We start from the raw sequence: 19,460 nt of genomic DNA, 5'->3' as shown, positions 1-19,460 counted from the left end.
GCTTGAACCTCCACCGTGGAGACATGAGCGCGATGACACACGCGGAGCGCGGCGGGTGGGGCCGCGGGCTGCCGCCAGGGTTGATCACCGACCTGCCCGTGCTGGGGTTTCTGGTGGCCTGCTGGCTGCTGGTACCGGTCGCGTGGGCTCACCTGGCGACAGGGGTCGCGTTGGCCGGCCTGGTCGGGGTGCATCTGCGGACTCGTTCGAGGCGGGTCGCACGCCTCCGCCGGCGCGGCTCCCGGCCGAAGTCGGCTCGCGCACAGGCCCGGCGGTGGGGATACCGGTTGTTGCTCGCCTCAGTGGGCGCGATGGCGGTGACCGGGTCGCTGCGCTGGGTGGGTGCGCCACCGGAGCACACCTGGCATGGAGGTTTCAGCTATCTGATGCTGACCGCGGTCGTGGCGCATCTGTGGTCGGTCCGGCGTCCGCTGCGGGCTCGCCTGCGCCCACCGGGTCACGGCGCCGAACCCGCCAAGTGGGGAGACATGGGAGCGGGGTGCTCGTGATGAGCGATGAGCGGTTCGACACGGTGGTCATCGGCGGCGGACAGGCCGGGCTGGCCGCCGGCTACCACCTGAAGCGCCGGGGTCGCGACTTCGTCATCCTGGACGCGGCACACAGCGTCGGGCAGAGTTGGCGTAGCCGATGGGACTCCCTGCGGTTGTTCACCCCGGCGCACTTCACCCACCTGCCCGGCCTGCCGTTTCCCGCCCCCCGCCGGCACCTGCCGTCCAAGGACGAGATGGCCGGCTACCTGGAGGCGTACGCCACACGGTTCGAACTCCCGCTCCGGCTGGGCCGGCGGGTCGATCGGCTGCGCCGGGCCTCCGACCGCGGCGGTTACGTGATCAGCTCCACCGGCCGGATCGTGCGGGCCGGCAACGTGATCGTGGCGACCGGACCGGCGATGACTCCGCGGCTGCCCGGCTTCGCGGGGCAGGTGGATCCGGCGACCGTGACGCTCCACTCCAGCGACTACCGCAACCCCGGCCAACTGCCCAACGGTCCGGTCCTCGTCGTCGGTGCCGGGAACTCTGGTGCCGAGATCGCGCTCGATCTCGCACCCGCACGCCGTACCCTGCTCGCCGGCCGCTCCACCGGCCGCTTCCCGATCGGCATCGGAGGGCCGGTCTACCGGGTCATGAACCGGGTTCTCAGCACGGACACCGCATGGGGCCGCAAGATCGCGGCCAAAGGGTCGGGGAAGGGCACCCCGCTGGTGCGCGTGCGCGAGGAAGACCTGGCCCGTGCCGGCGTCGAACGCCTTCCCCGGGTGACCGGCACGAGCGACGGATGTCCCGCGCTGGAGGACGGGCGCGTCTGCGATGTCGCCGCGGTCATCTGGTGCACCGGTTATGTCCCGGACTACTCATGGATCGAGCTGCCGCGGTTCCCCGCTGCCGGCCCGCCCGACCACCACCGCGGCGTCGTGTCCGGCCAGCCCGGCATGTATCTCATCGGGCTGCCGTTCCTTTCCTCCATGGCCTCCTCGCTGGTCGGCGGCGTGGGACGCGACGCACGGCACATCGTCAGCCAACTCGACGCCAGGAGGGCCGGTTCTGGTTGGAGGTGATTCCGGCAGGAATTCAGGCGTCACCCACGGAGCGGCTCAGCCCCGAGAGCCCCGGCCGCGGGACGAGCATCTGACGGATCACCGCGGAATCCCGGCCGGCGGCACACTGGGCGGGTGTCCGCTCCCGACACCGGGTCACCCTGGCCGATTTGACCTCAATCATGGTTCAGGTTGAAGAGTGGACCGCACGTTCTCCCCTATGAAGGGTGTCTGCTCATGCGTGCGATCCAGGTGGCCGCGTTCGGCGGTCCTGAGGTGCTGTCCCCGGTGGAACTGCACGACCCGGCGCCCGGCCCCGGCCAGGTCGTCGTCGGCATGGCCGCGGCGGACGTCATCTTCCTCGACACCCTGCTGCGCAGCGGCTGGGGCCGGGACTTCTTCCCGCGCGAGCTGCCGTACATCCCGGGCGGCGGCGGATCGGGGGAGGTCGTGGCGGTCGGCGAGGGCGTGGACCCGGCGTGGGCCGGCCGGCGGGTGGTCGCCCGTACCGGCACCGGCTACGCCGAGCGGGTCGTCGCCGACGTCGATGAGATCATGCCGATCCCCGACGGAATGACCTTCGAGACGGCGGCGGCGCTGGTGCACGACGGCACGACCGCGATCATGATGGAACGGCTGGGTGCGGCGCAGAAGGGCGAGTGGGTGCTGGTGACCGCGGCGGCCGGCGGAGCGGGCTCGCTGCTGGTGCAGCTGGCCGTCGACGCCGGCGCGCGGGTGGTCGCCGCCGCGTCCAGCGACGCCAAGCTGGCGCAGGCCCGCGAGCTGGGCGCGGAGGTCACCGTCGACTACACGCGGCCGGACTGGGTCGAGCGGGTCCGCGAGGCGACCGGCGGCGGCGCCGCGCTGGTCTACGACGGCGCGGGCGGCCCGCTCGGCACGGCCGCGCTGAACGCGCTGGCCGACGGCGGGCGGTTCGTCACCTACGGCACCGCCGAGGGCTTCGCCGCCCCGGACCGGGAGCTGGCCGCGCGCCGCGACCTGCGGGTGTTCACCCCGCTGGCCGACGGCCGGCCGACCCGGGAGGCCGCGCACGAACGGCTGGCCCTGGCGCTGGAGCTGGCCGCGGAGGGACGGCTGCGGCCCGCGATCGGCGCGACCTACCCGCTGGAGCGGGCCGCCGACGCCCACCGCGCACTGGCCGCCCGCACCACGGTGGGCAAGTCACTGCTGCTGCCCGGCGCCACCGGGGCCTGACCGGCCGCCGGACCGGGGGTCGCGTGACGACGACGGCACCGGGGTGGCGGGAACGACGGCGGAGGCCGGCCCGCACTCCGCGGTGAGCGGTGCGCGTTCCCGGGTCTGACCGACCAGGTCCTCGGGGCCGGCGGAAGCGGGAAACCCCGTGCCGGCCCCCCACATCTCCGCGAAGCGGCCGTCCTCGAAGCGGAAGATCTCGAACAGTGCGGGCCGCGCGTCGCCGTCCGGGACGGCGATCCCCTCGACGACCGAGCGGACGGCGGCCCGGTCGCCGTCGACCAGGATGTCCTCGGCGACGACGCGCATGCCGGGGAACCGGGTGGTGACCGCCCGCCATGCCTCCCTGCCCGCCTCGAACCCGGCGACGCCGAGCGGGTGGCTGAAGAAGCCGGGGGTGTGCAGGTCGGCGGCCTGGTCGAACCGCCGGCTGTTGAAGCACTCCTGCATCCGCCGGATCAGGTCGGCGGCGTCCTCGCGTGTGGTCATCGGCGTGCTCTCCTCGCGGTCGGCGGATCGGGGCACGGGAAACGGCGCGCACTCCAACCGGTGCGCCGCCCCGCTTACGACCACACTATACGGTGCGACGCCCCGGTTATACTGATCCCGACATGTCCAACCAGCCACCCGAGCCCGTTTCAGCGTCGACCCCCGGCAGCGACCGGGAGCTGCGGGCCGACGCGCGCCGCAACCGCGAGCGGGTCCTGCGGACCGCGCAGCGCCTCTTCGCGACCGAGGGTCTCGGCGTCCCGCTCGACGAGATCGCCCGCCGCGCGGGCGTCGGCCCCGGCACCGTCCACCGGCACTTCCCGACGAAGGAAGCGCTGTATCTCGCCGTCGCGACCGACCAGATCCGGCAGTTGGTGACGGAGGCGGAGGCACTCGCCGCGTCCGGCGATCCCGCGGCCCTGTTCACACTGCTGTCCGCGATGATGACCAGCGGCGCCGAGAACGTGGCGGTGAAGAGCGCCCTCGTGGCCGCTGAGTTCGACCTGCGCACCGCCGCCCCCGACCTCGCGGCAGACCTCACCCGCCACGTCTCGGACCTGCTGGACCGCGCGCACGCGGCCGGCGCCGTACGGCCCGACCTCGCCGCCGACGAGGTGATGGCGCTGGTCGCCGGGGCCTTCGCCGCGATCCGCCACGCGGGCGCGGAGACCAGCCGCGAACGCTCCGCGCACCTCGCCCGTCTCATCCTCGACGGGCTCCGGCCCCAGGCCCGGTGAGCGGCCCACGACCCACGGCCTCAGACGCGGTGAGCGGCCCACGAGCCGTCCGCCCGGCGACACCGGCGTGCCCGGCGTTCTCCCCGCGAGCCCCCATCGGACCTCTTGCGAGTCGGCCCACCTGACACGCCGGTCCGCGTGCCCAGGAAAGCCGGCGCCCAGATGTACGGCGGGCCGTACGCGATCTGTGGCATTTCTGTGCTTTTCTGCGGTGGGGCCCGAGTTTCGGCTCGGCGGCCGGCCTCCTTTCGGACGTCGGTGACCGACGGCTTCGGGGACCGGAGAAAGGCACTCAGGGGGCGGAGAAAGGAACGAACATGTCCGAACGAGAAGTCAGCCGGCGTCGGCTCCTGGCCTCGGCGGCGGGGGTCGGCGGTCTGTCATTAGGGCTTTCACTCGTCCCCGCCGGGGCGAACGCCGCGTCCTCAGCCGGCAGCCATATCCGCCGGGCCGGCGGCTCGTGGGAGAACGTCATCGAGCGGTCCTCCTTCAGTAGTCCCTCGGCCTTCAACCGGAGCTGGAAGCATCTCTACCCCTGGAACGACAGAGTCGACACCCACAACGGCGCCGCCAGGATGCACGCCGACAAGGTCTCCCTCGCCCAGGGTGTGCTGACCCTGACGGCGACCAGGCTGACCGCACCTGATGGATTCAGCCAGAACGCGCCGTACGCTCCGCTGTGGTATCTCTCAGGCGCCGTCCACTCCAAGGAGCCGATCGTCGTCGACGACAGGTTCCCCGAGTACGACATCGAGGGCGAGTTCCGCACGCAGACCGGGCCGGGCATCTGGCCGGCCTTCTGGACCACCGGGATCTGGCCGGTCTTCCCGCCGGAGAGCGACATCCTCGAATACGTGGGGGATTCCACCAACCTCTTCAACACCTGGAGCAAGGGCGCCAACGGCGAGGAACTCGTCGAGCGTGAGCGGGTCAGCGTCCGCGACCCCGATGCCTGGCACCGGTACCGCGTCCGGATGTCCAAGCAGGGAGACGACGTCGTGCTCGACTACTACTTCGACGGGGCCCGGAAGGCGACCCACCGGGGGATCGGCTGGGCCGGCGCCCCGCAGTGGCTCATCATCAACCTGCAGATGGGCTCCTGGGCTTCGGGACTCGAACCCCTCGGTCCTGACTGGAGTCGCCAACCGGGCCCCTCCGGCGACACCTACTTCCGTGCCCGCAACGTGTGGGTCCGCCGCATGCGCGCCCGGTGACACGTCGCCCCGGGGGTCCACCGGGGTGACGCGTCACCGGGCTTCTCTGGCTATCGGGGGCCGGTCCGAGCCCCGGGGGAACGGCTTCGGGAGGCCGGTTCGGGGTTCGGGGAGCAGAGCCGCGGATCGCAAGACGAGGTGTCCGTCCCACGAGGAGGAAACTCACGGCGGGCCGTACGCGATCTGTGACGTTCATGTGCTTTTCTGCGATCAGGCTCGGGTCCGGCTCGGCGGCCGGCCTCCCTCCGGACGCCGGTGACCGACGGCTTCAGAGTCCGGAGCCTTCGAGGCCGGAGACTTCGGAGTCCGGAGACTTCAGGGGCCGGAGGCTTTGGGGGCCGGAGACTTCGGGGGCCGGAGAAAGGAAAGAACATGTCCGAACGAGAAGTCAGCCGGCGTCGGCTCCTGGCCTCGGCGGCGGGCGTCGGCGGCCTGTCGTTAGGGCTTTCGCTCGTCCCCGCCGGGGCGCACGCCACGTCCTCAGCCGCCGGCCGCCCCCGCCGGACCGGCGCCTCGTGGGAGAACGTCATCAAGAGGTCCTCCCTCAGCAGCTCCTCGGCCTTCGACCGGAGCTGGAACCACCTCTACCCCTGGGACGCCGACGCCGACACCCATAACGGCGCCGCCAGGATGCACGCCGACAAGGTCTCCCTCGCCAAAGGTGTGCTGACCCTGACGGCGACCCGGCTGGCTCAGCCCGACGGAGACAGTCCGCACGCGCCGTACGCTCCGCTGTGGTACCGCTCGGGCGCCGTCCACGCCAAGGAGCAGATCCTCGTCGACGACCGGTTCCCCGAATACGACATCGAGGGCGAGTTCCGCACGCAGACCGGGAAGGGCATCTGGCCGGCCTTCTGGACCATCGGGATCTGGCCGGACTGGCCGCCGGAGAGCGACATCCTGGAATACGTGGGGAATTCCACCAACCTCTTCAACACCTGGAACAGAAGCGCCGACGACAATGAGCTCGTCGAGCGTAAGCGGATCAGCGTCCGCGACCCCGATGCCTGGCACCGGTACCGCGTCCGGATGTCCAAACGGGGAAAAGACGTCATGCTCGACTACTACTTCGACGGGGCCCGGAAGGCGACCCACCGGGGAGTCGGCTGGGCCGGCGTCCCCCAGTGGCTCATCATCAACCTGCAGATGGGCGCCTGGGCTTCGGGAATCGAATCCGACGACCCCGGCTGGGACAAGCAGCCGGGTCCCGCCGGAAACACCTATCTCCGCGCCCGCAACGTGTGGGTCGGTCGCACGCGCGCCCGGTGACGCGTCACCCCGGCCGGCCGCACGCGCGCGCCCGGTGGTCACCCGGGCCGGCCGCATGCGCGCCCGGCGACGCGTCAACCCCGGACGTTCGCCCGCGGTGAGCGGCCGGCAGGCGACCGGCCACCCGTCAGCTGGTGAAACGTCCCTCACGGGTGTACTTGCAAGCCCCACTGAGGCAGTTGGGGTTGGACCCCCAGTTGTCGTCATAGGTGACCTTGCGGTGGTACTTGGCAATGCCCTTGACCTCTTCCGCCTGAAGCCCGGGGCCGACCTTCTCCTCCTTCTGCTTCCACCAGCTTGTACCGTTCCAGTAGTACAGCCGGTGCCGGGCCCACAGGTGGCTCGGCGAGCCCTCCGGCAGGCAGTTGAAGATGAAGCTCTCCGCGCGACGCTCCTTGAAGCCGCCGAAGTCGTGGGTGGTGTACGACTTGGGAGCCATGCCGGCCTTGGCGTTGTCGTGCCAGAGGTACCAGCTCCAGTATTCGGCGGTGCACGAGGCGGAGAGCACGGCGCCGGCCGGAGCGGTCAGGCCCCGTACGGTGACCGGCTCGCTGGTGATCCGCCGCCGCTGTAACTCGGCGGGAAGGTCGGGGCCGTGGTCGTCGACGAGACGCTGGGGCACCGGCACGTCGGGCGGGGTGATCTCCAGGTAGGTCTGCAGGTAGCTGTTGCTTCGGTCCCAGGCGATGAGCGGCGCGCGGCCGATGATCCCGAGCTGGGACATCCCCACTTCGTTGGAGGGCTGGCTGTCGGAGAAATCCACGGTGAGACCGCTCGTGTATTCGATGTGCGCCAGGGGGATCTCCCGGTCGCTCTCCTCGGATTCGGCCGCGGCCGGGGAGGAGACGAGCACCATTGTGGCGGCGATTGCTGCGATTGACCTCATGTCACTCCTTGCGGTTGAAGTTTCCGCGCAGAACGTTAGGAATCGCCGCTTTCAGCGGCCTTGAACATGAGCTGAACACATACTTTCAACGCGCTGACACCGGATCGGAGCATATGTCGAGCCTGTCCCTGTCGGCGTCTTCCGTACTCGGCGGCCTCGCGCTCGATCTCCAGGGCCTACGCTCGGCGAGCCGGGACGCCGGCTGACCCCGGCAGGCCGCGCGGGTCCGCTCCATCCTGCTTTATCCTGCGCGCATGCTGATCACAGACGGGGAGCTGGCCCTGACCGCCGCCCAGGCGGGAGCCACCGTCGTGCACGCCCGGTACGGCGCGCCGCTGACACGCTTCGAGAAATCCGCGGGTGACTTCGCCACGACAGCGGACATCGAAGCGGAGAAGGCCATCCTCGACGTCCTCCGTACGGCCCGGCCGGATGACGCCGTGACGGGCGAGGAGAGCGGGCGCACCGGCTCGGACGACGCGGAACGCATGTGGCTGGTCGACCCCCTGTGCGGCACGCTGAACTACGCCGCGCGGAACATGCTGGTCGCGGTGAACGTCGCCCTGCGCACGAGCTCGGGCATCACGGCGGCGGCCTGCGCCGACCCGTTCTCCGGCGAGGTGTTCTGGACCGACGGCGAGCGCGCCCACGTCCGGCGCGACGGCACGGACCAGGAACTCACGCCGTCGCCCGACTCACGGCTGGTGGACGTCAACCTCGACCCGCCGTTCCCGAACGAACCGCGCTTCCGGGCCGTCCGGCTCCTCGCCGAACCGGGATTCGCCGAACGGTTCCGCCCACGTGTCGTTTCCACCACCCTGGCGCTCGCCTGGGTGGCCGCCGGACGGCGCGCCGCGTACGTCACCGACGGCCGGCTGCGGGACAACGTGCACTTCGCCGCCGGCATCGCGGTGTGCCGGGCCGCCGGATGCGTGGTGACCGGCATCCACGGCCAGCCGTTGCACACCGGCGCGGGCGGCCTCGTCGTGGCGGCCGACGCGGAGACCCACGCGGCGCTGCTGAACCTCATCGCCGACCAGTCCCCACCCGACCGGTAGGCCGCGCGTCCACCCGGCCCCCGCCACGGCTGGGCTCTCGCCCCTGCCACGGCTGGGCTCTCCCCCGTCCTGCCATGGCGGTACGCTCCGCCGTCCTGCCTCGTGTCCTGCCCCGGTGGGACGTCTCCCCGTCCGGCGCCGCAGCCCGATGACGAAACACCGCGGCACCGGTCAGGCGGGGAGGCCCCAGCTCGGACCATCCGGGTCGCCCAGCCAGACGTACTGGCGGCCCGGGGTGACGGTGAGCCCGAAGGCCATCCGGTTGCGCCCACAGGAGGGGACGGTGTGGATCACCGCCGGACGCCCGGCGGACTGGCCGTCGGGCGAGACGTACCACCTGGGCACCGACGACATCATGGTGGTCTTCACCGCCGAGTTCGCGGGGGCGCGGCCATTCGCGCGCGAGGAATCAAACTCGGTCAGAACTTCGAGATGCCGGGACCGTAGCCCAGGCTAGAGGATCTATTCGTCCGGCTGGATAGGTGTGCCGGCAATGGGCGGTGCGGTCTCTGATCCCGCGGCCCCGATCGCGCCCTCCACGCCGGCCGTCCGGCCGCCCGAATCCATGGTTATGGGTTCCGGCCCGTTGCGGAACCGGTAGCCGACCGACCGGAGGTGCCGGTACTCGAACGCAGCCAGCACCAGCACCGTGGCCGCGCCGCAAAGGTTCAGCGTAAGCCACAGCCCGTCGGGCACGCCATTGGTGTCGTGAGTGATGATCTCCTGGCCGCTGATCAGCAGCATGAGACTCACTGCGCCGATCGGTGCGAGCAGCGGATGCATATGGCCCATCCAGAATCCGGTGCGCGCCGCCCAGTAGAGCGTGCAGTACCAGAAGCAGCAGAACCAGAGAACGAGGACGATCGCCAAGGCTATCGCGACGAGCAGCCAGAATCCTGCTTCCCCCTGGACGTTGAGGTCGATGTCATATCGAAGCTGGATGTCACTGTCAGCGAGGGGGTCGGTGTTACGCTCATCGGCCGCGACGATGAGCAACCCGATCGGCAGGTAGATGACGGCCAGTGTGAGCAACGCACGTCTCATCAGGAGCAGCACGCCGGGCAGAAGGCTGGCGCGGCGGCCGGAGCGGGTCACGATGAATATCGCGAGGATCGGCAGCGGCAGCAAAAGGAAGGCAAGCCACCCGGTGTCCCCCATCTTTCGGAAGGTGTTGACCCAGACGTTCTGGTAGCGGGAGGTCGCCACCAGGACCACGCCGAGACCGATCGTCGATCGCCAGAACGCGAGCCGATCCAGCATCCTGTCTTCGCGCGATGGGCCGACCCGGGGTTTGAACAGGAACCTGGCGGCCATCCATGGAAAGAGCACGGTGACGATGACACGCCTGAAGCCGTTGCCATTATCCGGTTCGAGGCTGCGGCCGTGTTTCGATCGTACTGCGGACATCCGGCTCCCTTGTGTTATCGACTCGGTGCCGTGGACGCTCCGATGGTCGCGCTGCGGGGTCAGAGTTCGCAGGAGGTCGGAGCGCGGCCCCACCAGGGTCAGACGATATCGACGGCTGTGAGCACGCCGAGGGTCGCGAGAAGGCCGAGGCCCGTCAGGATCCACCCCATGGTGGAACCGCGCTGACCGCCGGTGTCGATGCGAGCATGTCGCGGCTTTTGAGGGTCGTAGAGAATCATGACGCGATCTCCTGGTCGAGGGGGTTGGCTTCGTCGAACTTCGAGGTGACCTCGACCTCGTGGCCTTCGAGCGCGGCGAAGCGGAAGATCGGACTGCACGTAGAGCTATCGGGGTCGCGACTCCGCACCAGGTCAGACTTCTCCTTCGGGCACGTGGTGTGCAGATGTGAAATGACTTCTTCAGCTGGTCGACTGAGGTATCGGAGGGTTTGTCCATAAAAGTGATCAGAGCGCGGAAGGAGTCTCAATACTTTTCCGGGCTAATCGATCCGGACCAAAAGGAACTTTTCGCTGAAATAGGTCAGCTCTGGGAGGCGGTCCGGCACTGATGGCCATGTCAATCTCCATGGCGACGGCATATACGTTTCTCATCACAATACGTCTTCACGAGGGTGAACGAGCGCCGATGAGCCGGATGAAGACGCCCTCGTCGCGCCGGACGGCGAAGTACCAGCCCACGGAGCGCTTCCCATCCTGAGTAGCGGCCCTTTTCGATGAACTGCGGGACGACGATGGCCTGGACCGCGGTGGCGCGGCGCGGGCGGCAGCGCGACCAGCCGGCACCTTCCAGGTCTTCAAAATCACGGCGACGCGTTCCCCGACAACCCGGATACGGGCGTGGGAACGGTTGACGAACTTCTGGTGGCGCGACAGGCGCGACAGGCGCGGCCGGTGCCGGTGGTGCTCCACCCCGATCAAGCACCGGCCCTCGGACCGGACCGTCCCGAACCGCTGGGCCCGGGCCGCTTCCCCGAGCAGCCGGACGACGCGGCCGTAGCGGACGCCTGGCGGGGTGTCCCACCAGCGGGGACGAACACGTGCCGGGGGACGTTCATTACCGGCTGCCGCCACCGTGAACTGCGTGGAGTGGCGGTCACGGCCAGCTCGGCGGCGTGAGACTGCCAGGCCATGCGCTACTCCTTGCTGAGCTTGCCGGGCTCCTCTGGCTTTCGGGAGCCGGTTCGAGCCCCGAGGAACGACTTTGGGTGGCTGGTTCGAGCCGTTGCCAGGCCGGCTGCGGAGGCCGGTGACCGCGACGGCTCCGCCGTACCGATCAGGCGGGGAGGTCCCAGTTGGGGCCGTCCGGTTCGCCCAGCCAGACGTACTGGCGGGCCGGGGTGACGGTGAGCCCGAAGGCCGTCTGGTCCGGAGTCCCGGCGGCCCGCCAGGTCAGCACGGCGTCCTCCACCGCGTCCCACAGCCGCAGCGGCCCGCGCTGCCGTACGGTCCCGGAGGTGACCTCGGCGAGCGAGCCGGTGCCCACGTCCCACAGCACGACCTCGTCTCCACCGCCCAGCCGTACGGCGGACGGTACGGCGAGCTGCGCCACGAACACCCCGGTCCGGTCGTCCAGGACCCGCGGGTCCACCCGGCCGTCCCGGACCTCACCCATCCCGAGGTGCGGGGAGGCCACCGGAGGACGGCCGTGGGGCCGGGCGGTCATGAAGTGGAGGTCGTCCGGGAGGAACCGCCCGCAGGCCGTACCGTCATCGGCGAGCGTGAGGTGCGCGAACGCGCCGCCGCCCAGCCACCCGGACAGCGGCGCGGTGATCGTGCCGCCGTCGCGGACCTGCCACAGCCACGGCAGGGGGACGTAGCGGATCGAGCAGGTGGCGATCAGCCGGTCGTACTCGGCGTTCCCGTCGTACCCGGCGAGGCCGTCCCCGGTCACGAGCGTCGGCGCGTACCCGACGGCGGCGAGCGCCTCACGTGCCCGGCCGGCCACCACCGGGTCGTACTCGACGGAGGTCACGGCGGCCGGGCCGAGCCGGTGGCACATCAGCGCGGTGGAGTAGCCGGTGCCGGTGCCGATCTCCAGCACCGTGTCACCGTCGGAGATCTGGGCGGCCTCCAGCATCCGTACGACCAGGTTGGGCATGGTGGATGAGGAGGTGGGCCGGCCGGAGACGACTTCCCGGCTACCTCGGGTTTCCGATGCTCCTTCGGTTTCCGGTACGGCTTCGCCCTCCGGCCCGTCCTTGGCCATGGCGGCGCCCCCGGCCCTCGGTGCGCTCTCGACCATGGTCTCGTCGAGTTGGGTTACCCAGGTCTCGTCGCGGTAGACAAGCTCCAGCCACTCATCGGCCATCACATCGTCCCGCCGCACCACTTCCCACCGATCACCGTGCCCGGTGGGCCCGGCGATCGCCGCCCCGAGGAACACCTCCCGCGGCACGGCCTCGACGGCCGCCCGCCACGCGGGGTCGGTGAGGCAACCGCCGCGGACGAGCTTGTCGGCCAGCATACGGCGAAGCCGCACGGCCAGGTCGGATGTCCCGTGGTCCGTCACGTCTCTCCTTCGAGGAGCAGGCCGGCGAGTGCGGCGGCGATGGGCAGACCGGTGGCGTCTTCGAGCCACCCCCACTGACCGTTGGGGTTGCACTCCAGGAAAACCGGGATGTCATCCTCGCCGAGAGGGAGCGCCCTGAAACGCAAAACGCGCTCATTCGTGCGCTCAACACCGCGTTGAGGCGAGAGGAGCTTCGGGACTCCCGAGGCTTGACCCGCCGCCTGCACGCCCTGACTGGCTACCTCCGCCTGAGTCATCCGCCATAACGCTCGAAGGAATCATTCCCCAACTTGGGCCGCCCTGGTTCCAACGCGTCAGGCTTCCTCCCCCAACTCTTCTTCCTCCTCCATGATTTCGTCATCGGGCTTGATCGGCCCTTCGGAGGGGTCACGCTTAGCGGGACCCGTGTGCCAGACCACTTCAGAGCCTTCCTTCCGCCACCAGCCTGTGGCGCTCTGGTACGTCTCCTCTTTCCGGTAGAGGGTCACGTAGCCAGGCAGTGCGGTGGCCTGCCAGCCGCTGGGGAGTGCTTCGAGGATGATCTGGATGATCTCCCGGAAGGTCGTCGCCGTGGGCGGGATGGTCACGCTGTGGGCGTTCATGATGGCCTTGCCCTGACCGCTGGTGTCGTACCGGAGGTTGAACGGCAGGGCTTTCTTGAGGCTCTTCAAGACGGCCGAGACTGTCGGCTGGGTGAGTGGCTTGATCTGGATCTTCGGGTCGATGGGGTACTCGATCCGAGTGTCCAGGTCGATGGGGTAATCGGCGTCGAAGTGATTGATCTTGACGAGGCTGTGATCGCGTTTGGCGCCCGGGTCCTTGTTCCCGAAACCGTTGTTGTTCCACGGCACGCCACCTCTTGCGGCGTACTTGCTGATCAGCATCTTCTCCGGAGCGACGGAGTCCATGTCCCGGTCGACGTACACGCACACGAAACTCATGTGGTCCACGGAGATGCCGGTCCGGCCGGAGATCTTCCTCCAATGCTGCTTGAGTCGCGCGGGCAAGGTTTTGGCGGTCTTGCCGACGTAAACGCGCCGACCGTCGAGGAAGAGCATGTAGACACCCGGACGGCCCTCCACCTTAGCCAGGATCTCCGGACTGAGGGGAGACGGAGTCAGCGGGTCCAGGGTCTCGGCCAACTGGTCCGCGAGCGCCTTGGTGATGCTCAACTTGAACTCGGCGACCGAGTTCAGTGACATGGGTGCTCCTCGACGTCGAGCGGTTGGGGGTGCGCCGTTCGGGATCGCGGTGTGATCCTCGCAGAGTCTGGGACGCGTGGTGCGCGTTAGACGTTGTCCGACGTGCGAGATCTCGGAGGCGATGGGTGGTCGGCGTGATGTTGATTGATCGTGTGTTCGAAGATTCTCATGGGAAAGAAGGTGAAGATCCCCAATTCCGCGGTACGCTTTTCACATGGTTGAACAGTCACATCGCAGCTCAAGTGACCGGACGAGCGTCGAGTTGTTCGCCGGCGGTGGCGGCCTGGCGATGGCGGTGGAGGGGGCGGGCTTCCGACCGTTGCTGTTCAACGAGTTCGCCAAACGCGCTTGCGAGACATTGGCGGCGAACAAGGCTGTCCCGTTCGAGTTGGACGGCGAACGGCCACCCATTCCCGCTCCGGGCGAGCGTCCGCCACTGATCGTGGGCGATGTCGCCAAGGTTGACTTCGATCACCTGAAAGGCGAGGTCGACTTGCTCGCGGGAGGCCCCCCATGTCAGCCCTTCAGCCTAGGCGGCGTCGCCAGAGGCGACGAGGACGACCGCAACGGGTTCCCGCACATGTTCCGGGCCATCCGAGAGATAGAGCCCAAGGCCGTGATCTGCGAGAACGTCCGCGGGCTGCTGCGCCCGTCGTTCAAGCCGTACTTCGATTACATCAAGCGAGAGCTGTCGTTGCCGTTCGAGGAGCGCGCGGAGGGCGGGTCCTGGCACGGGCACGATGAGGTCCTGCGGCACATGCTGGAGACGGCGACGATCGATCCTCACGAGCGTTACGACGTCGAGCACTTCCCTGTCAACGCTGCGGACTACGGTGTTCCCCAGATCCGAAACCGCGTGATCATCGTCGCGTTCCGTCGAGACGTCGGCGTCGACTGGGCGCGTTTCAAGGAGCTCGTGAGGCCCCGATTCTCCGAGGCGGCCCTGCATGAGTCGATGCTTGATGGCTCGTACTGGGAACGGCATCCCGAGGTCCCCGCTGAGGTCAGGGAACGCGTGGTGGCTAGGATCCCCATGCGTATGAGCGTCTTTCCCGACGAGGACAAACCGTTGCCTTGGCGCACCCTACGCGACGCGCTCAAAGGCATCGACGGCCAACTTCCGCTACCGCCGGTCGAGAAGCTAGATCGCAAGGAATACAACCTGGGCGGGTTCACCGACCACATCGGCTGGCCTGACGCCCGGATCTATCCCGGCCACACCCCCAATGAACTCGACCGACCCGCTAAGACTGTCAAAGCCGGCGTCCACGGCGTTCCGGGCGGCGAGTCGGTCATGCTCCTGGACGATGACACCCACCGCTACATGACCGTCCGAGAGACAGCCCGAGTCATGACCTTCCCCGACGAGTGGAAGCTCATCGGGCCGCGTGGGGAGAAGATGCGCCAGCTCGGCAACGCGGTCCCCGTCCTTCTCGGTCGAGCCTTCGCCGATGCCGTCGCGACCGTCTTGGACAATGCCGAGAGAGCGAAGTGACCATCCCATCTACCCCTGAACCCAGACGTTGGAAGGACAAGCCTCCACCCGCTCGCGCGTGGAAGGGCAAGCCCGGCCTTGATCGAGCCGCGCGCACCGCCGAACAAGACCGTGCCGCTGGTGGTCGTGACCGGCGGCTTGTCAACCTGGGTGACGGGCGCACAGCTTGCGCTTCAGTTGAGCTGAAGGTTCTTCCCAATACTCGTCGTATCCGCGCCTATCTACGATGGTCGGACCGGGGAAGGTCCCCAGGGGTCTACCTCGGTGAAGTCAGCGAGATCACTCGCGCACGCAATCTCGCGGAAGCCTGGCGCATGGCCTTCGAACAAGGCCTCGTCATCCCGCTGAATCCAGACACCTCCTGGGCTAGCTCCCCGGCTATCCGCGCCGTCATGCAAGCCAACCGCAGCAGGGATACCAAACCCGAACTCGCTCTACGCTCCGCCGCTCACCGTCTTGGCCTGCGCTACCGCGTTGACATCGCGCCCCTCAAAGGGCTAAGACGCCGTGCTGACCTCGTATTCTCCAAAGCCAAGGTCGCGGTGTTCTTGGACGGCTGCTACTGGCATGGATGCCCTGACCACCACCGTCCCGCTGAACGCAACCGTGAATTCTGGAGCGAGAAGATCGCCAAGAACCGCGACCGGGATCGTAACACTGACGAGACCCTTACGGCTGCGGGCTGGCTCGTCATCCGTGTCTGGGAACATGAGAATCCGGTGGAGTCTGCCAATCGGATCGCCTCCGCTGTCCGGGAGCGGAGCAGTTCTTGAAGCCTTCAAGCGGTCGGCGCAGCCCGCGTAGCACTGGCCGCCCTCGCTCGTGGGAGCTTCCCAGTTCGCGAACGACGAGCGATCCGCAACGCTCATCACGCTACTTCTTGAAAGATCCTCATCAGGGCTGGGAAAGTAATCCCTTCCACGATCGAGGAGAATGGTGCAAAATGCCCTCATGGCTAGGATCAGAGAGTTCTTCCGCATCACTAGAAACACAGGCGCGCATCCCACAGAAGTTGAATGCGGCTATCAGGTAATCTTCACAAAAGATGGAAACTTACTACAACTCAGCACTTACGGATCAGACAGCCGTCAGTCCGAGAAGAAAACCAGCCAAACCCTTCAATTGGACCGGGAGCGCGCGAAGGAACTTCTTAAAATAATCAAAGAAGCTTTCCCTGAGTTGAAATGAACTAATCAACTTCGGCTTTTATAAGTGATGCGCCTAGGGCCTGTACGGAGTTGAGATCAGAATGATTCGCCTGCGCATCGGCCTCCGATCCTGATAGGCCATCGCCATGGCACGCGGAGACCTCACCGATGAGGAATGGCCCTTGATCGAGCCTCACCTGCCCGTGGGCGAGCGAGGCCCGATCCCGAACCCGCCAATGCCGTTTAGATAGATCATTCGGGTCTGGTGGTGCGGAGGTCGAGCAGGAGCTGGACGGTGGGTGGCCCGGCGTGGCGGGTGCCCCTGTCGCTGGGGCGTCGTTCGCGGTAGCTGCTGCGTCGGGTGCGTTTGACGGAGCGGGGGTAGGTTCGGTGGCGGCGTTCGGGATTGCGGTTGCGGGGTCGGCCGACCTGGTGGATGGTGCGGGCCCAGAGATCATGTGGGGGTTCAGGGGGGGGAAGGCCGCTCGGTCGGTGACCGAGCGGCGCACGATCCGGAGCGTGGCCAGGAACTTGATCCGGTCCGGGTCGACCCCGGCCGCAGTGGCTGCGATGCAGATCAGGGTGGCCAGGGCCCAGTGGGTGAGGAGGTAGGCCCAGATCTCCTGGCGGACCAGGTCCGGGGTCCGCGACCGCAGGACCCTGCCGGGACCACGCAGGTGAATCTTCAACTGCGCGAATCCGGTCTCGGCCTCCCAGCGCTCCTGGTAGCAGGCGGCGAGCTGGTCCGCGCTCGCCTCCGCAGGATCAAGGATGGTGGTGAGGAGGCGGATGTGCTCGCCCTTGCGGTCGGGCACCGTGTAGTCGACCACTCACACGATCACCGCAAGGTCCGGATCGAGGTCGCGCTCCGAGCGGGCATCGGCACGCAGGCGAGCCTTCTGGCCGCTGCGCAGTTTGGTGGGCTTGGTGATGACCGCGAGCCAGGATCCGTCGTCCAGGTCTTTCAGCCGGTGCGGGTGCAGGCCGGCCTGGACACGCCACAGGAGCTGCGCGCCGGTCGAGGAGGCGTACTGCCAGGCGCGGAAGCTGTAGAAGCCGCGGTCGGCGGTCAGCAGCATCTCGGGCGTGAGCCGCCCGTACAACGAGTAGGCGAGGGTCTGCTCACTGTCCCAGCAGCCCGAGGTGTCCGCCGCGACGATCGCATGCGAGGCACACTCACTGATCGCCACAACTCTGGCCTGCGGATACACCGTCTCGTACCCGCCCGCGCTGTCGTTGGGGAACTCGGCCAGGTTCGCCGCCGTGTCCGGCAGATCGAGGGTGAACCCGTCGATCGCCATCAGCCGCCACCGCCCCAGCCACGCCCCCGAGGTCATCTCCGTCGCGGCCGACCTCGCGAGGCGCTCGAACACCTCCCGGACGACCCCGGCCCCCAACCGCTGCCGGGCCTGGGTGACCGCTCCACGCGTCGGCGGCTCCCACCGCGCTCCCGGCACCGCCGTGAGCAGGCCGGTCAGCTTCCGCGACCTCCTCATAGTCGTCGTCCGCGAACAGGCACAACGCCATCAGCAGGTAGAGCATCACACGCGCGGGGAGTTTCCGCACCCGCTCCTCACGGCATCCGTTCAGCTCGATCGCCCCGTCCAGGACCTGCCGTGGCACCAGCGACGTCAACGCCCCCAGCTCGACCAGATCCGTCAGCCGACCCGACCCAGCACCCTTGATCCACTCCACCACCCGGCGGACGCTACCAGCACAAACCCCTACCTAAACGGCATTGGAACTCTGGGGATAGAAGTGTCTGCCCCTGACAGCTGGGTGCAGGCGATCCAGAAGCCAAGCGATCGGAGCTCGAGTAGCGCCAGTAATCATGGCGCCGATAGCTCTCTAAATGAGTCGCTCCGGCTTCGGTGAAGGCTTCACCGAAGCCGGAGCGACTCAGAAGCTCCCCGCTGACGGCGTGGCGGCCCACGTCCGCCGGGCTGGGCAGGTGTCCGGCGCGCAGCCGTGACCGATACGCGCGGTGTCTTCGTCGAGGCGTAGGAAGACGGCGAGTACGCAGCCGTCGACGACCTCGAGTTCGAGCGCGTGGCGGCGGAGGCTGGAGAGCTGGGCGCTGTTGGTGCCGCGGCGGCGGACGACGAGGGGCGGGTGGTCGCCGGGAGCCGTGAACGTGCGGCTCGAGAGGGACTGGCGGAGTCCGAGTCGCCAGGCCAGCCAGGTGTGTACGTTGACGCCGCTGCCGCGCAGGATGTCCCGGGTGACAGAGATCCGCACGCCTAGGACGTCGCCCTCGATGGCCATCGAGTCGGGCTGGGCCGGCTCTTCCTCCTTCATGGGGCGGGCGCCGCGGGAGACGAGGTCGACGAGACCATATGGGGTCTCACCGAACTGGCCACTAAACAGGCACTGTTTCAGGCGCCACGGGGTGACCGGGTACAGCTCTGTCACACTGGCGAAGAGTCGCGCCCGGGATAGGGGGCCCAACTCGGTGACCACTGCGGCCATCGCCTCCACCGCAGTGGCGTACGTGGACGCGCGCAGGTGCGTCCACTCGGCCAGCGCCCAGGTGCCCTCGGGGCGGATCTGCCGGAACCGGTCGTCACGACGCAGCGCCTCTCGCACGGCCGCGACGGTCGTCGCGGCCATCGGGACGAGCAACTCGTCGGTCCGACACGGACGCCCGGTGTTTAGTAGCCATAGGTACGCGGCGTCGCGTCCCCGCGCCTTGCGGCGAACCCAATGCCCGTCGAAGCTCAAGGCGAGCCGCGACTCGGAGTGGCTCAAGAGCCAGGCCAGAGGGAGACCTGTGGGCAGCCCTGCTTCGGAGGCCACCCGGCCGAGATCGTCACCGCAGAATGGAGCGGCGTCGACGAGACGGTGCAGGATGCCGCCCAGCGCGCCGGGATCAGCACTCCACCAGCCGCGCAGGGGCCCCGCCCACGTTTTCGGCGCCTCCAGCTCCGCCGCAGCCAGCAGCTCCTCCAGTGCCACGTGATCGACGACCCCGAGCGCGGCGGCGAAGGCTTCTCTCGGGGTGGCCGGGCTCGCGCCCGTAGCACGGACAGTGTCTCGCCAGCCATCCTGGACGATGTCCGCCATCTCCACGAGCCGCTTCCGTGCCTGATTCTGGATCTGACGCGCGCGCTCGCGGCTCAGCTCAAGCGTCGCTCCGACCTTCTCCAGCGTCTGCCCCTTGGCCCGGCCAGTAATGACGGCCCGCTCACGCGCGTCGAAGACTCCGGTTTCCCACGCCCTGACCAACCAATCGCCCATCGATCGCTCGCCCCCCATC

21 protein-coding genes and 2 pseudogenes are annotated in these 19,460 nt (G+C 68.4%); 10 read left to right on the top strand and 13 right to left on the bottom strand.

Annotation, left to right across the window (positions count from 1 at the left end; genetic code table 11):
- The first annotated feature begins 23 nt into the window (after positions 1 to 23).
- The 3 genes from AB0D67_RS09165 (at position 24) to AB0D67_RS09155 (ending at position 2,770) form a co-directional block, all read left to right on the top strand.
- Positions 24 to 509: a hypothetical protein gene (locus AB0D67_RS09165; RefSeq protein ID WP_362931641.1), complete on the top strand. Its 486-nt coding sequence runs from the start codon at positions 24 to 26 to the stop codon at positions 507 to 509.
- Positions 509 to 1,576, top strand: a complete 1,068-nt coding sequence (locus tag AB0D67_RS09160) for an FAD-dependent oxidoreductase (protein WP_362931639.1) — start codon at positions 509 to 511, stop codon at positions 1,574 to 1,576. Before AB0D67_RS09165 ends, AB0D67_RS09160 begins: the two co-directional genes overlap by 1 nt.
- A 216-nt stretch (positions 1,577 to 1,792) precedes the next feature.
- Positions 1,793 to 2,770, top strand: coding sequence for a zinc-binding dehydrogenase (locus AB0D67_RS09155; RefSeq protein WP_362931637.1), 978 nt, complete (start codon positions 1,793 to 1,795; stop codon positions 2,768 to 2,770).
- Here AB0D67_RS09155 and AB0D67_RS09150 read toward each other — a convergent pair.
- Positions 2,738 to 3,259, bottom strand: a complete 522-nt coding sequence (locus tag AB0D67_RS09150; RefSeq protein ID WP_362931635.1) for a nuclear transport factor 2 family protein — start codon at positions 3,257 to 3,259, stop codon at positions 2,738 to 2,740. The genes AB0D67_RS09155 and AB0D67_RS09150 overlap by 33 nt on opposite strands.
- 122 nt (positions 3,260 to 3,381) lie before the next feature.
- Here AB0D67_RS09150 and AB0D67_RS09145 point away from each other — a divergent pair, with 122 nt between their 5' ends.
- From AB0D67_RS09145 to AB0D67_RS09135, 3 genes are all read left to right on the top strand, one after another.
- Positions 3,382 to 3,996, top strand: coding sequence for a helix-turn-helix domain-containing protein (locus AB0D67_RS09145; protein ID WP_362931633.1), 615 nt, complete (start codon positions 3,382 to 3,384; stop codon positions 3,994 to 3,996).
- A 317-nt stretch (positions 3,997 to 4,313) separates the two neighbouring features.
- Positions 4,314 to 5,210, top strand: a complete 897-nt coding sequence (locus AB0D67_RS09140) for a family 16 glycosylhydrolase (protein WP_362931631.1) — start codon at positions 4,314 to 4,316, stop codon at positions 5,208 to 5,210.
- A gap of 372 nt (positions 5,211 to 5,582) precedes the next feature.
- On the top strand, positions 5,583 to 6,479 hold the full coding sequence (locus AB0D67_RS09135) for a family 16 glycosylhydrolase (RefSeq protein ID WP_362931629.1): 897 nt from the start codon (positions 5,583 to 5,585) through the stop codon (positions 6,477 to 6,479).
- 127 nt (positions 6,480 to 6,606) lie between these two features.
- Here the strand turns inward: AB0D67_RS09135 and AB0D67_RS09130 are convergent, their stop codons facing one another.
- A complete protein-coding gene (locus AB0D67_RS09130; RefSeq protein WP_362931627.1) occupies positions 6,607 to 7,365 on the bottom strand; it encodes a hypothetical protein in 759 nt (252 codons plus the stop codon).
- Between the two features lie 254 nt (positions 7,366 to 7,619).
- Here AB0D67_RS09130 and AB0D67_RS09125 point away from each other — a divergent pair, with 254 nt between their 5' ends.
- Positions 7,620 to 8,423: an inositol monophosphatase family protein gene (locus AB0D67_RS09125; protein WP_362931625.1), complete on the top strand. Its 804-nt coding sequence runs from the start codon at positions 7,620 to 7,622 to the stop codon at positions 8,421 to 8,423.
- Positions 8,424 to 8,594: 171 nt separating this feature from the next.
- Here AB0D67_RS09125 and AB0D67_RS09120 read toward each other — a convergent pair whose 3' ends face one another.
- The 8 genes and pseudogenes from AB0D67_RS09120 to AB0D67_RS09085 form a co-directional block, all read right to left on the bottom strand.
- Complete coding sequence (locus AB0D67_RS09120) at positions 8,595 to 8,768, bottom strand: hypothetical protein (protein WP_362931623.1); 174 nt, start codon at positions 8,766 to 8,768, stop codon at positions 8,595 to 8,597.
- A 117-nt stretch (positions 8,769 to 8,885) separates the two neighbouring features.
- Complete coding sequence (locus AB0D67_RS09115; RefSeq protein WP_362931621.1) at positions 8,886 to 9,830, bottom strand: hypothetical protein; 945 nt, start codon at positions 9,828 to 9,830, stop codon at positions 8,886 to 8,888.
- A 98-nt stretch (positions 9,831 to 9,928) separates the two neighbouring features.
- A complete protein-coding gene (locus tag AB0D67_RS09110) occupies positions 9,929 to 10,069 on the bottom strand; it encodes a hypothetical protein (protein WP_362931619.1) in 141 nt (46 codons plus the stop codon).
- Positions 10,066 to 10,197 carry a hypothetical protein gene (locus AB0D67_RS09105; RefSeq protein WP_362931617.1) on the bottom strand — a complete coding sequence of 44 codons (132 nt, stop codon included), beginning with the start codon at positions 10,195 to 10,197 and terminating at the stop codon, positions 10,066 to 10,068. Before AB0D67_RS09105 ends, AB0D67_RS09110 begins: the two co-directional genes overlap by 4 nt.
- Before the next feature lie 344 nt (positions 10,198 to 10,541).
- Positions 10,542 to 10,756: pseudogene (locus tag AB0D67_RS09100) on the bottom strand (IS5/IS1182 family transposase); the annotation flags it as partial.
- Between the two features lie 367 nt (positions 10,757 to 11,123).
- Positions 11,124 to 12,359 carry an rRNA adenine N-6-methyltransferase family protein gene (locus AB0D67_RS09095; protein WP_362931615.1) on the bottom strand — a complete coding sequence of 412 codons (1,236 nt, stop codon included), beginning with the start codon at positions 12,357 to 12,359 and terminating at the stop codon, positions 11,124 to 11,126.
- Entirely contained in the window at positions 12,356 to 12,505 is a 150-nt protein-coding gene (locus AB0D67_RS09090; RefSeq protein ID WP_362931613.1) for a hypothetical protein, read from the bottom strand. Before AB0D67_RS09090 ends, AB0D67_RS09095 begins: the two co-directional genes overlap by 4 nt.
- 168 nt (positions 12,506 to 12,673) lie before the next feature.
- Positions 12,674 to 13,561, bottom strand: a complete 888-nt coding sequence (locus AB0D67_RS09085) for a GIY-YIG nuclease family protein (protein ID WP_362931611.1) — start codon at positions 13,559 to 13,561, stop codon at positions 12,674 to 12,676.
- Positions 13,562 to 13,775: 214 nt separating this feature from the next.
- Here AB0D67_RS09085 and AB0D67_RS09080 point away from each other — a divergent pair, with 214 nt between their 5' ends.
- From AB0D67_RS09080 to AB0D67_RS09070, 3 genes are all read left to right on the top strand, one after another.
- Positions 13,776 to 15,056, top strand: coding sequence for a DNA cytosine methyltransferase (locus tag AB0D67_RS09080; RefSeq protein WP_362931609.1), 1,281 nt, complete (start codon positions 13,776 to 13,778; stop codon positions 15,054 to 15,056).
- 314 nt (positions 15,057 to 15,370) lie between these two features.
- Positions 15,371 to 15,829, top strand: a complete 459-nt coding sequence (locus AB0D67_RS09075) for a very short patch repair endonuclease (protein WP_362931607.1) — start codon at positions 15,371 to 15,373, stop codon at positions 15,827 to 15,829.
- A gap of 178 nt (positions 15,830 to 16,007) precedes the next feature.
- Positions 16,008 to 16,244, top strand: a complete 237-nt coding sequence (locus tag AB0D67_RS09070) for a hypothetical protein (protein WP_362931605.1) — start codon at positions 16,008 to 16,010, stop codon at positions 16,242 to 16,244.
- A gap of 1 nt (position 16,245) precedes the next feature.
- Here AB0D67_RS09070 and AB0D67_RS09065 read toward each other — a convergent pair whose 3' ends face one another.
- The 3 genes and pseudogenes from AB0D67_RS09065 to AB0D67_RS09055 all read right to left on the bottom strand — a co-directional run bounded on the left by AB0D67_RS09065 (position 16,246) and on the right by AB0D67_RS09055 (position 19,459).
- On the bottom strand, positions 16,246 to 17,034 hold the full coding sequence (locus tag AB0D67_RS09065) for a transposase (protein WP_362931603.1): 789 nt from the start codon (positions 17,032 to 17,034) through the stop codon (positions 16,246 to 16,248).
- A pseudogene (locus AB0D67_RS09060) lies at positions 17,035 to 17,827 on the bottom strand (IS4 family transposase).
- A 276-nt stretch (positions 17,828 to 18,103) separates the two neighbouring features.
- Positions 18,104 to 19,459 carry a sigma factor-like helix-turn-helix DNA-binding protein gene (locus tag AB0D67_RS09055; RefSeq protein ID WP_362931601.1) on the bottom strand — a complete coding sequence of 452 codons (1,356 nt, stop codon included), beginning with the start codon at positions 19,457 to 19,459 and terminating at the stop codon, positions 18,104 to 18,106.
- Position 19,460 lies beyond the last annotated feature (1 nt).

The sequence above is a fragment of the Streptosporangium sp. NPDC048047 genome (assembly GCF_040653115.1).
Lineage (GTDB): Bacteria > Actinomycetota > Actinomycetes > Streptosporangiales > Streptosporangiaceae > Streptosporangium.
The sequence above is the reverse complement of the archived record's forward strand: the minus strand, read 5'-3'. Positions and strand labels throughout refer to the sequence as shown.